Raw genomic sequence first — 12092 nt, 5'->3', positions numbered from 1 at the left:
ATCCATGGGCGTTACAGATGATTCGATACTGGCACAACGGTGAAATTCAACTAACCGATATACCGAGTGCAGATACAACACTCCTTGAGTATCTTCGCGATGTAAAACGCCTAAAAGGAACGAAAGAGGGTTGTGCCGCAGGTGACTGTGGTGCCTGTACGGTTGTTTTAATCTCGAGCCAAAAAGATGGAAAACTTGTCTACGAGGCAGTTAATAGCTGTCTACTTCCTGTTGCAGAGCTCAACGGTAAAGGATTAGTGACCATTGAAGATCTTGCAACAAAGGAGTCACTCCATCCACTGCAAGAGGCATTCATCTCACAACACGCTTCTCAGTGCGGATTCTGTACACCAGGTTTTGTAATGTCCGCTTTTGCGTTGAAACACCATAACGCTGAACCAACGCATCACGAAATCGACTTAGCGCTTGGGGGCAACCTATGTCGCTGTACCGGCTATGGCCCGATCGTAAAAGCGGTAGAACAGAGTGAGTGCAAGGGTGATCAGTACGATCAGCAAGCTGCAGAGATTGCTAAAGCACTGAATGAGATTGCGCAATCCGAAGCTACAGCCCCAAGTTTTCTTCAGCCACGCAACCTCGAATCGCTCTTTGGGTATTGGCGTAACCATCCCAATGCACGAATTATCGCTGGTGGCACAGATCTTATGCTTGAAGTCACACAGCAACTCAAAACCCTACCTGTATTGATTTCAACACTGCGAGTTGAGGAGTTACAGACACTCTCATTAGACTCTGAGGTGCTAACGATTGGCGCAGGTGTTTCGCTGACAAGGCTTTATGATTTTGCGAAAGAAGCTGAATTGCATGCACTTGTCTATCTTTTAGAGCGCTTTGCTGCATACCAGATACGCAACAGGGCTACTGTTGGCGGCTCTATCGCCAACGCATCACCCATTGGTGATTTGGCTCCAATTCTTTTAGCCTTCAATGCCGAGGTTGATATAGTTTCGGCCAAAGAGAGACGCTCTCTGCCGCTTGAGCAATTCTTCAAGGGCTATCGTGCTACAGATCTTCAAGCGAATGAGATTATTCAAGGGTTTAAAGTACCGCTCAATAGGTTCAAGCGAATCTTTTTCGAAAAGGTCTCCAAGCGCATGGATGACGACATTTCAGCCGTCGCCATTGCCATGGCAGTAACAATTAATAATCGAGCTATAGAGAGCCTATCCGTAGGCTTAGGCGGTGTAGCAGCGACCCCATATAAGCTGACTACGACCACTCAACAGTTGTGTGGAAAGGATGTAGATGCTCTTTCTGCTAAACAGATTGAAGAGTTGCTGAGCAAAGAGATCTCTCCGATGAGTGACCTTCGTGCAACAGCAGCCTACCGTTTAACAACAGCTGCGAATCTAATACACGCGATGCTGTGCAATGCAGCGGAGGAGGTGTGATGAGCTCTTCAATTGGTAAATCGATTGCACACGAAAGTGCTCTACAGCATGTTACAGGGCGCGCCCAGTATATCGACGACCTGCCAGCGCCTGATGGTACTTTGCATGCGGCCCTGGTTTTAAGCACGATCGCTCATGGATCCATTGAGTCGATCAACACCGATGCAGTTCGCGATAGCGCGGGTGTGGTTGAGCTTCTGCGACTATCTGATATTCCCGGCATCACCGATGTTGGCCCAATATTTAAGGGCGATCCAATTCTCACTGAATCGGATATTCAATTTTATGGCCAGCCTATCTTGGTCGTACTTGCAAAAACGGAACGCGCAGCTCGTGCCGCCACTTTAAAAGCATCCATAACCTATGAATCAAAAGAGCCTGTACTGACTATTACCGAAGCCAAGGCACAGCAGTTGCGTGTACGACCACCCCATCGAATGACGAAAGGGGATGCACATTCAGCTTTAGCAAGTGCCCCGATGAAATTAAAAAACACTTTAGTCGTTGGTGGACAGGAGCATCTCTACCTTGAGGGGCAGGTAGCGTTAGCGACACCTACCGAGGATGGCGGAGTTATCGTACAGAGCTCAACACAACACCCGACAGAGGTACAAACACTCATCGCTGAAGTGCTGGATATTCCATTCCATCAGGTTGTTGTTGAAGTGCGGCGTATGGGTGGTGCATTTGGCGGTAAAGAGTCTCAAGCAGCCGCATGGGCCTGCCTAGCCGCCATGGCAGCTGTTAAAACAGGACGTCCGGTAAAACTTCGCCTGCCGCGTAGCATTGATATGCAAGTGACGGGTAAACGCCATCCATTTGAGAACAGTTACGAAGTAGCTTTTGATAACCAGGGTAAGTTATTAGCTGCTGATATTGAGGTACATGGTGACTGTGGTTGCTCACCCGATTTGAGTGATGCCATTGTTGATAGAGCGATGTTTCATGCTGACAATGCCTACCATTTCCCTGCAATGACCATCTTGGGTGAACGCTGGAAAACACATAAGGTTTCAAACACCGCTTTCCGTGGTTTTGGTGGCCCACAGGGGGTAATCACTGCCGAGGCACTAATCGATGATGTAGCTAGAGCGGTCAATCGAGATCCGCTAGATGTACGCATGGATAACCTCTATTTAGATGAGAAGACCGTCTATGGCCAGCCTGTGAAAGGTGAGTTGTTACGCCGACTCGTCGCTAAGCTTCGTATATCTAGTGACTATGATAATCGCCGTAAAGCGATAGCTGAATACAACTCTAAAGCACCTCGTTTCCTCAAAGGGCTTGCGTTAACACCCGTTAAATTCGGTATCTCATTCACCGCCACACACCTCAACCAAGCGGGTGTTTTGGTTCACATCTACACTGACGGCTCAATTCTAGTAAGCCAAGCTGGTACCGAGATGGGACAGGGCTTATACACGAAAGTTGCTCAGATAGTAGCTGCTGTACTGGGGGTCTCACTTGAGCGGGTTAAGATGTCGAGCACACGCACAGATAAGGTTCCAAACACCTCACCAACGGCTGCCAGTAGCGGTACCGATCTAAATGGAATGGCTGCAAAAAATGCGGCAATCGAATTACGCCAGCGTCTTATCGACCACCTGGTCGTAAAAGAGGGTGTTGAGGCTGAATCTCTGGTGTTTGCTGAGGACAAGGTGAGCTGGCCAGAGGGAGAGATCTCTTTTGCCGCGCTCATTAAGGCAGCGTACATGGAGCGTATTCAGCTCTCGGCTACTGGTTTCTATAAAACGCCAAAGATCTGGTACGACCATAAGACAGCATCAGGGAATCCATTTCTCTACTTCGCCTATGGTGCTGCTTGTTCTGAGGTGACTATAGACCAGTTGACTGGGGTGTCGACAATTGAACGTGTCGATATTATTCACGATACCGGTGCATCGCTTAACCCAGCTATAGATATCGGACAGATCGAGGGAGCTTTTGTGCAGGGTGCTGGCTGGCTTACATCTGAAGAGTTGAAGTGGGATGCACAGGGTCGCTTAGTAACTCAGGGGGCCTCGACTTATAAAATTCCGGCAATCAGCGATAGACCCAAGCAGATCAACATTGAGCTGATGAATGAGCCCAATTCAGAGGCGACTGTATTCCATTCGAAAGCGGTGGGTGAACCACCATTTATGTTGGGAATATCGGTCTGGTGTGCAATTCGCGATGCAATTTCTAGTGTAAGCGGTTATCGTACCTCTCCGAGCTTGCCTGCACCGGCAACGCCTGAAGCGATACTTAACACGATTTACGCCACAAGGATTTAAACAATGAGTGATGTCTGGAGCGCACGCCTTGCGAAACTTTTACAAGCGGGTAAACCGGTTGTATTGGTGACTCAGATAGGTGAGCGAGGCTCAAGTCCGCGTTCATCTGGCGCTAAAATGTTAGTCACGGAGACGGAGACTTTTGACTCACTAGGCGGCGGTAATCTAGAACACCAAGCTATTGAACATGCCCGCGAGCTACTTGTAACGCGCAGCGCGGGTTTACATGAACTTGAATACACCTTAGCAGGCAACCTTGGTCAGTGTTGTGGTGGTGAAGTTCGAGTTCTCTTTGAAGTGTTTAATGCTGCGCATAAGCCTCTCTATCTATTTGGCGCGGGCCATATTGCAAAAGCGTTAGTTCCCCTTATTTCGCAACTCTCGTTCGCTGTGCACTGGATTGATGACCGTGATGAACTCTTCCCAAGCCAGTTACCAGATAATGTAAATCGTATAGAACGAGACCCTGTGGATGTTGCGTCATCACTACCCAGTGATGCTTGGGTGCTTATCATGACCCACAATCACAATTTAGACATGGAACTACTTTTAGCAGCATTTGCCAACACAAAGCCCGAATATCTCGGCATGATTGGTTCAGATACTAAGGTGCTTAAGTTTAAACAGCGGATGCAGCAGCGCGGTATTGATGAGGCTTTGATCAATAGTGTTCATGCGCCTATTGGACTTTCGGGTCTGCATACCAAGTTACCGATTGAAATCGCTATTTCAGTAACCGCCGATCTCATGCAACGACTACAGCAGGATAAGTAAGCTTGAGCCGAAACCGTATACTTCGCGCCCAGATACTCTCCTGTACAGCTAAGCCGCAGGGAGAGAGTGGTTGGTTCTATCTTTCAGATGGAGTGATTGTCATCAGCGATGGCATTATCAGTCAGGTTGGTAGCTTTACTGATTTAAAGGCTACTATTCCAGCAGATATTCCGGTTGAACACTTTCCGGACCAACTGATCATCCCAGGAATGATTGACCTTCATGTTCATTATCCCCAACTTGAGATGATCGGAGCCCATGGCGAGCAACTCCTAGACTGGCTAAACCGATACACCTTTCCAACTGAGCTCAAGTATCGCGATAAAACCTATGCCAGCGAGAAGGCTGAGTGGTTTTTAGAGCAGTTGTTAAAGCAGGGGACAACCACAGCACTTGTTTTTGCAACATCGAGCAGTGAATCAGTTGATGCCTTCTACGAAGCGGCGTATGCGCGTAATTTGCGTATGGTAACCGGCAAGGTGTTGATGGACCGTAACGCCCCAGACCAGATTCTCGACGATGCACAGGGCAGTTATGATGCATCCCAGGCATTAATCGAGCGCTGGCAAGGCAAAGGTCGCTTAGGTTATGCAATAACTCCGCGTTTTGCCCCAACATCAACAGAGCAGCAACTAGAGCTTGCGGGCGACCTTCTTAAAAAGTATCCCAGTACCTATCTTCACACCCATTTGGCTGAGAACCGTGCCGAGTGTGAATGGGTTAGTGAGCTATTCCCAGCGCAACGTAGCTACCTTGATGTCTATGACCATTTTGGTCTTGTTACGGATCGCAGCGTTTTTGCGCATGGTATTCATCTCGATAAGCAGGATCTTGAACGTATGCACCAGTGTGATGCGACGATCTGCCACTGCCCATCTTCAAACCTATTTTTGGGTTCTGGCCTGTTTCCGCTTAAAGCGATACGTGAGACTGGAGTACGAGTTACTCTGGGCACAGACGTTGGCGCTGGCACTTCTCTGTCGCAATTCACCACCCAATCGGATGCTTACAAGGTTCAGCAACTACAGGGTGCATCGTTAGGCGCTATGGATGCGCTCTATCTTGCTACATTGGCCGGCGCAGAGGCACTGCATTATCAGGATAAGATCGGTTCGATTGAAGTGGGTAAAGAGGCAGATATATTGCGTATAAACCTGAATGCAACGGCCATTCTAAGTGAGCGTACTAAACAGTCAGAGTCGATTGAAGATACGCTGTTTTCGTTGATGATCTTGGGTGATGACCGTGCTGTAGCGGAAACTTACATCTTAGGTGAGCCGACACGAAAGTCCGCGATCACTGAGTAAGCGATACAATCACAACCAAGCGTTGGCCACGCCCTTTACCTTGAAGTTTCAACTCAAGAACACCCTGAAGCTGCTCAACCATTGTCCCCACAATAGCCAAACCTAGACCGCTACCGGGTTTCGAACGCTGCGAACCACGAACAAAACGCTGTTGTAAGGTTTTAAGATCCGACTCTGAGAGGTCAGGGGCTAAGTTAGCAACACTGAACTGACCATTCTCTTCTAGGTTCACAATTACCGGACTCTCATCAGGCGCATATTTTAGGGCGTTCTCAATTAGGTTTGAGAGCACGACAGCAATTGCATCAGGGTCGATTGACAGTTTAGCTCCAGCTCCGATCAGTTCGACACGATGACCCTCTGGATTTAATTCGCGGGCAACCATGGTGGCGATCATACGAATATCGGTGGGCTCTCCGGTGTAGAGCGATACGGACTCAGCGCGAGCCAACTGCAGTAACTTATCGATTAGACGTGTTAAGCGGCTAAGACTCTGCTCTACAGTGTGCAGACGTTCTGCTTGATCAGAATCGCCTAACTCATGGCGCAGACGCTGAATCTGCACAGAGGCAACTGCAAGCGGGGTACGCAGCTCATGTGCACTATTGGCGGCAAACTCACGCTCTGCGGCTAACGCACCTCTGAGGCGCTCTAGCAGGGCGTTGGTGGCCTCTTGCACTTCGATGAAGTCATCCGGAAGATCGCGCTGCTCAATTGATACTAGGTTATTGCCATGGCGTTGAGCCACGGCGCGCGAGAAACTTTGTATCGGATTGAGACGCTTGCGAACGGCAAGGTAGACCAGCAAAACGCTCAGTGGCAGTGCAATTACAAAGACCATTAAAAAGAGCAGGGCAGTATCAAACAGTACGCCGTAGCGGTGCTCTGTGGTCTCTGCAACCTGGATAAAGTATCGACCATCCATCGTTGTGGCTGTGTAGATTGAGTAGTTGGCTACATGTGTAAAGCCCAAGGACATATCCTCAAGCATGGGTGCAGCGGGTGCATTATTTGAGCGAACCAACACACGACCCTGTCTATCTCGAAGTTGATACATCAGATATTCAGGCTGGTCCCCCAATATGCGAGGTCCAATACCTAGGGTTAGAGAGTTTAGAAGACTAAGCTCGGGGCGTAGATCAAGTAGGCCAAATTGGTTTAGGCGATAGTCACTGATGGCCAGAGGTAAGATACGCTGCGCAGTCTCTTTTAAACCCTGATCGTAAGATGAGTTGAGCTCTTTGATCAGAACCCATAGCGCAAGACCGGTAGCCAAAACCCAAACCATCACGAGGCTGATGGCAATTTGAACACCTAGCTGTGCAGCAAGCGTTTTCGGTTGTAGACGCACTATTTATTCGGCCTCTAGGCGATAACCTAGGCCACGCGCTGTTTTGATAAGATCTTTACCCATCTTTTTGCGAAGACGGCTTATATAAACCTCAACGGTGTTGCTCTCAACCTCATGCCCAAAGGCGTAAAGGCGATCTTCAATCTGCTCTTTACTCACCACATGGCCAGGGCGCTTAATCAGCGTCTCCAAAATACTCCACTCACGAGCGGTTAGGTCAATCAATTCACCATCGATCTCAAGAGAGCGCTTCTGCAGATCAGCGGTAACGCGACCATAGGTTACTGCGTTAGTTGCCAACCCTGCACCTCGACGTGTGACCGCCTGAATTCGGGCGCTCACCTCATCAAGGTCATAGGGTTTAATCACATAATCATCAGCGCCAGCATCAAGCCCCGCTATACGATCAGATATCTGGTCTCGAGCCGTTAAAACAATAACTGGTGTAACCAAACCCACCTGACGACGCTTTTTAAGCCAAGGAATAGCATCACCATCGACAAGCTGCAGATCGAGCAGGACAATATCATATTCAGTTGTGCGGATAGCGAGCTCAGCCTGGCGCAGTTGATCAAAGGCATCAACAGCCATACCCTGCAGCTCTAGGTGCTCGGAAAGGGCATTCGCCAAACCAGTTTCATCTTCTACCAGTAGAATTCGCATACTTACCTCTAAAAAGAGACTCTAAAAAGAACTTATGAAAAGAACCCGTGTTCTGTATGCCTATTTCGCCAGCACTCGATTAAACCAACCTGAATTAGGGTTTAATTCCAGCCAGAACGATGTGGGTTAGTGTGTCGATCGCTCGTTGGAACTGATCCTGCGAAATTTTGCGTACGCCCAAGGCTGCTTTAACCTGATACTCATAATCAGCGTAGTGCTGCGTTGCAGCCCAGATGATAAATAGTAAGTGCTCTGGACTTACTGACGCATTAATTTTTCCTGCTGTTTGCCAGGTTTTGAATATCTCGCTGCGTCCTATAAACCACTCATGGTAGCGCTTACCAAACTGCGCTTTCATATGTGGAGCACCATTTAAAATCTCCGCTGCAAAGATGCGGGAAGCTTCCGGGTTCTCTTTAGAAAACAGTACTTTACGCTCGATATATTCAGCTATAAATAAGCTTGGATCATCGTCCGCGTTAAGCTCATCTAGCGAGCCATCCCACAACGACATGATGTTAGCGAGCACCTCTTGATAGAGCGCCTCTTTGTTACCGAAGTAGTAGTGGACATTGGGTTTTGGCAGTTCAGCTCGATCAGCAATCGACTGAACGGTGGTGCCACGAAAGCCTTTTGCTGCAAACTCTTGGATGGCTGCCTGAATGATCAGATCACGGTTTCTAGCGCGAATAGCGCCGCCCTGTGGTTCCTGTTTCATTAAATCTTTCCCTGAAAGCATAAACGGGGTGAATTGAGTTGAGTACAGCACTCATCTCATACGATAATGACTACTCTAACTTTATTGGGCATTTGGTCAAGTTTTTAACTCACTCAATTTCCATGCCGAGATCAAATCTGTAGCGATATATACAAGGACAGGCTGTGTTTAAGCTTTTTGAACGTTTCACCAATCCCTACCCAGAAACTAAAGAGCTTCAGCCGCCTAACTCGCTGCTAGCTTTTTGTCTCTATTACAGTCGTGGTTTTAAAGTACCTCTGGCGCTACTCTCACTTGCGACTGCGACCATAGCCATTCTTGAGGCTCTGCTATTCTCCTTCATGGGAGATCTTGTCGATTGGATCTCTATCTACAAGCCTGATCAGCTTTTCGCGGAGAAGGGGGATTCTCTCTGGCTAATGGCTGCCATACTGTTAATTGTCTTTCCTGCGCTTTCGCTATTTCATTCACTGATCATGCATCAGACACTGCTAGGCAACTACCCGATGTCGATTCGCTGGCTAGCGCATCGCTACCTACTTAAACAGAGCCTAAGCTTCTATCAAAATGACTTTGCTGGTCGTATTGCAACAAAAGTGATGCAGACCTCTCTGGCGGTTCGAGAAACCGTGATGAAGCTTCTGGATGTGATGGTCTATGTGGCTGTCTATTTCATCTCTATGTTGGTGCTGGTTGCACAATCTGACTGGCGATTGATGCTGCCGCTTCTGATTTGGCTTGTGGCTTATATCGGCATTCAGCTCTTTTTCGTACCTAAGTTTAAGAAGATTGCGACTGAGCAGGCGGATGGACGATCTGTAATGACCGGTCGTATCGTCGATAGCTACACCAACATCAGCACCGTTAAGCTCTTTGCTCATACTGATCGCGAATCTGATTATGCCCGTGAGAGCATGAATATCTTCCTTGATACCGTCTATCGACAGATGCGCATGGGTACCGGATTTGATACCTCAGTTAACACGATCAACTATTTGCTGACGCTCTCCACAGCGGCTGTCTCAATTTACCTCTGGTCTGAAAGCGCTGTAACCGTTGGGGCAATAGCAATTGCAGTGAGTCTTTCGCTTCGTCTTGCAGGTATTTCTCACTGGATTATGTGGGAGATCAGCGCACTGTTTGAAAACATCGGTACTGTCGTTGATGGAATGCGCACACTCTCCAAACCGATTGGCATCACTGATAGTGATGATGCTAAGGATATTGAAGTACCTGCAGGTGCCATCCACTTTGACCGGGTCTCTTTTGCTTATGACGCGAACAACCCAGTATTCAAGTCTCTAAACCTGCAAATTAAACCTGGCGAGAAAGTAGGTATCGTTGGTAGGTCGGGTGCTGGTAAATCAACGCTTGTTAACCTTCTGCTTCGCTTCTATGAGCTGCAGCAAGGTAAAGTGAGCATTGATGACTGCGATATATCAAAAGTCACTCAGGATTCTTTGAGGGCACAGATAGGGATGGTGACACAGGATACCTCGCTGCTGCACCGCTCAATTCGAGAAAACATCCTTTATGGCCGCCCTGATGCCACAGAAGCCGAGCTTCTTGCTGCGCTAAAACAGGCACAGGCAGATAGCTTTATTGAACAACTTACAGACCCAGATGGTAATCGCGGTTTAGATGCCCAAGTTGGCGAGCGCGGCGTTAAGCTTTCTGGTGGCCAGCGTCAGCGTATCGCGATTGCTCGTGTGCTTCTTAAAGATGCGCCAATACTGGTGCTAGACGAAGCGACATCGGCCCTAGATTCTGAAGTAGAAGCTGCTATTCAACAGAGCCTCTATCAGTTAATGGAAGGTAAAACCGTAATCGCTATCGCCCACCGCCTATCTACCATCGCAGCCATGGATCGCCTGATCGTAATCGATCAAGGTGAGATAGTAGAAGAGGGCAGTCACAAAGAACTTCTCGCTTCAGGTGGAATCTATGCGCAGCTGTGGGCGCATCAGACGGGTGGGTTTTTAGGGTTGGAATAACAACCGAGAATCGATTTTATAGAATTATTGCTTTAGAGCTTTAGAGCTTTAGAGCTTTAGAGCGAATATCCCGCTCACGCAGGACATTGTCACTTTTCGCTTGCCCGAAAAGTAACCAAAAGGGGCACCCCCGCTACTTCGGCCTTCGGCACGTTGCGCGCGCAGTGCTTTTCCTGAAGCCAATTCCATACTTCACAGAGTCGACATCCTGTCTCCGCTGCTCATCGCTGACGTCCTGTCAGCGCTGGAATTACCTTTTAACCGGAAAAGCACTCCGTGCTCACTCTCATCCGAAGGGGGAGGTTGGCACTCTGTAGATTTATCGTTACGAGTGTCGATTTCGAATTACGCTGCAGATGTCCACGTCCGACTGAGAGCGAGCACGGTGCTATTTTTCGGTTAAGAGTTCAGCAGGCTGAGGCCATGGACGGCCGAAGAGCACAACGGAGGCAGGAAGCCGACTTTGTGCGGTCCTGATGGGCTTCAGAAAAATAGTATCGAGCGCAGTGTGCCGCAGGCCGAAGGAGCGTGGTCAGTTTTTGGGTACTTTTTGCTGACCAAAAAGTACCAATGGCCAGCCTTTGGCTGGGTATTTGCTTTTGATCTTAAATTTTTAAAAGAGCAATCACTCTACACAAGAACGCATTTCACGCTCTTTGGCACTTAGATCACGTTCGTATGCACGTAGAATAACGCGAGCGATTAGGGTTCCGATAACGTAGGCCGCAAACACCGTTAGGATATCGCTGTTAGCAAAGCTTAGTGCTGTGATCATTGGACCTGGGCAGTAACCTGCTAAGCCCCAACCAATACCGAACAACACACCGCCAACAATTAAACGACTGTCGATCTGGCTCTTAATAGGTACACGGAAGAATTCGGCAAGCATCGGTGCCTTGCGCTTGAGAATAAGCGGGGTCGCGATAAGGTTAACAACTAAGCCGCCACCCATCACGAAAGCCAAAGAGGGATCCCAGGTGCCCGTAAAATCAAGGAAGTTGATCACTTTCGCAGGATCGATCATCTGCGCAACAGCAAGACCAAGGCCAAAAAGAGTGCCCGCAACTAACGATGCGATCAGAGATTTAGACTGCGTGTTCATTCAGCACCTCCGATAAGGTGACGTACCACGTAAACAGTCGCGATGGCGCTTGCCATGAATGTAAGGGTAGCAACCAACGAGCGTGGGCTTCGGCGTGCTAGACCACAGATTCCATGACCACTGGTACAACCTGTTCCTATCGTGGTTCCTATACCCACAAGCAAACCCGCAACGATTAGGTAGCCTTTAGATACCTGAGCTTTAATTCCTTCTACGCTAGGTTCTAGACCTAGCATCTGGTAGATGAAGCCACCCAAGATAAGACCAAGAATAAAAACGATTCGCCATGACATATCACCGCGCTCAGGCAGTATTACACCGCCTGCGATTCCCGATATACCGGCAACACGGCCTTTAACTAAAAGAAGAAATGCGGCTGATAGGCCAATAAGTGCACCACCAATGGCTGCACTGACGGGTGTAAAGTTGATAATTTCCATGGTCGCTCTTTGTTTAAATTTTAATGCGGCCGGTATAGTAGCAACCCATTAAATT

10 protein-coding genes are annotated in these 12092 nt (G+C 48.4%); 5 read left to right on the top strand and 5 right to left on the bottom strand.

Annotated elements, in window-relative coordinates; translation table 11 throughout:
• Positions 1-17: 17 nt before the first annotated feature.
• Genes xdhA through guaD form a run of 4 tightly spaced genes read left to right on the top strand, consistent with a single transcriptional unit; the run spans position 18 to position 5769 of the window.
• The gene (gene xdhA / locus HH196_RS03385) at positions 18-1412 is read left to right on the top strand and encodes a xanthine dehydrogenase small subunit (RefSeq protein WP_169450672.1); all 1395 of its coding nucleotides are present in this window, start codon (positions 18-20) and stop codon (positions 1410-1412) included.
• Positions 1412-3688 (top strand): xanthine dehydrogenase molybdopterin binding subunit, encoded by a 2277-nt coding sequence (gene xdhB / locus HH196_RS03380; protein ID WP_169450671.1) that lies wholly within the window; start codon positions 1412-1414, stop codon positions 3686-3688. The genes xdhA and xdhB overlap by 1 nt, the downstream gene beginning before the upstream one ends.
• 3 nt (positions 3689-3691) lie before the next feature.
• A complete protein-coding gene (xdhC, locus tag HH196_RS03375) occupies positions 3692-4462 on the top strand; it encodes a xanthine dehydrogenase accessory protein XdhC (protein ID WP_169450670.1) in 771 nt (256 codons plus the stop codon).
• 2 nt (positions 4463-4464) lie between these two features.
• The gene (gene guaD, locus HH196_RS03370; protein WP_169450669.1) at positions 4465-5769 is read left to right on the top strand and encodes a guanine deaminase; all 1305 of its coding nucleotides are present in this window, start codon (positions 4465-4467) and stop codon (positions 5767-5769) included.
• On the opposite strand, the gene HH196_RS03365 is transcribed toward guaD, so the two are convergent.
• From HH196_RS03365 to HH196_RS03355, 3 genes are all read right to left on the bottom strand, one after another.
• Complete coding sequence (locus HH196_RS03365) at positions 5759-7120, bottom strand: histidine kinase dimerization/phospho-acceptor domain-containing protein (protein WP_169450668.1); 1362 nt, start codon at positions 7118-7120, stop codon at positions 5759-5761. The two genes, guaD and HH196_RS03365, sit on opposite strands and share 11 nt — an antisense overlap.
• 3 nt (positions 7121-7123) lie before the next feature.
• Positions 7124-7783 carry a response regulator transcription factor gene (locus tag HH196_RS03360; protein WP_169450667.1) on the bottom strand — a complete coding sequence of 220 codons (660 nt, stop codon included), beginning with the start codon at positions 7781-7783 and terminating at the stop codon, positions 7124-7126.
• 94 nt (positions 7784-7877) lie between these two features.
• The gene (locus HH196_RS03355; protein ID WP_248276885.1) at positions 7878-8501 is read right to left on the bottom strand and encodes a TetR/AcrR family transcriptional regulator; all 624 of its coding nucleotides are present in this window, start codon (positions 8499-8501) and stop codon (positions 7878-7880) included.
• A 164-nt stretch (positions 8502-8665) separates the two neighbouring features.
• Here HH196_RS03355 and HH196_RS03350 point away from each other — a divergent pair, with 164 nt between their 5' ends.
• Positions 8666-10495 (top strand): ABC transporter ATP-binding protein, encoded by a 1830-nt coding sequence (locus tag HH196_RS03350; RefSeq protein WP_169450666.1) that lies wholly within the window; start codon positions 8666-8668, stop codon positions 10493-10495.
• 625 nt (positions 10496-11120) lie between these two features.
• Here the strand turns inward: HH196_RS03350 and HH196_RS03345 are convergent.
• Positions 11121-11597 (bottom strand): YeeE/YedE family protein, encoded by a 477-nt coding sequence (locus HH196_RS03345; protein WP_169450665.1) that lies wholly within the window; start codon positions 11595-11597, stop codon positions 11121-11123.
• Positions 11594-12037 carry a YeeE/YedE family protein gene (locus HH196_RS03340; RefSeq protein ID WP_169450664.1) on the bottom strand — a complete coding sequence of 148 codons (444 nt, stop codon included), beginning with the start codon at positions 12035-12037 and terminating at the stop codon, positions 11594-11596. Before HH196_RS03340 ends, HH196_RS03345 begins: the two co-directional genes overlap by 4 nt.
• Between the last annotated feature and the right edge of the window lie 55 nt (positions 12038-12092).

The sequence above is a fragment of the Marinobacterium sp. LSUCC0821 genome, assembly GCF_012848475.1.
In the GTDB taxonomy this organism is placed as follows: domain Bacteria; phylum Pseudomonadota; class Gammaproteobacteria; order Pseudomonadales; family Balneatricaceae; genus Marinobacterium_E.
This window is presented reverse-complemented; position numbering and strand designations above follow the sequence as displayed.

Bases quoted from the DNA above. Each gene is read 5' to 3' on its own strand.
- xdhA (WP_169450672.1), top strand. From the start codon at position 18: ATGATTCGATACTGGCACAACGGTGAAATTCAACTAACCGATATACCG.
- xdhB (WP_169450671.1), top strand. From the start codon at position 1,412: ATGAGCTCTTCAATTGGTAAATCGATTGCACACGAAAGTGCTCTACAG.
- xdhC (WP_169450670.1), top strand. From the start codon at position 3,692: ATGAGTGATGTCTGGAGCGCACGCCTTGCGAAACTTTTACAAGCGGGT.
- HH196_RS03360 (WP_169450667.1), bottom strand. From the start codon at position 7,783: ATGCGAATTCTACTGGTAGAAGATGAAACTGGTTTGGCGAATGCCCTT.
- HH196_RS03355 (WP_248276885.1), bottom strand. From the start codon at position 8,501: ATGAAACAGGAACCACAGGGCGGCGCTATTCGCGCTAGAAACCGTGAT.
- HH196_RS03345 (WP_169450665.1), bottom strand. From the start codon at position 11,597: ATGAACACGCAGTCTAAATCTCTGATCGCATCGTTAGTTGCGGGCACT.
- HH196_RS03340 (WP_169450664.1), bottom strand. From the start codon at position 12,037: ATGGAAATTATCAACTTTACACCCGTCAGTGCAGCCATTGGTGGTGCA.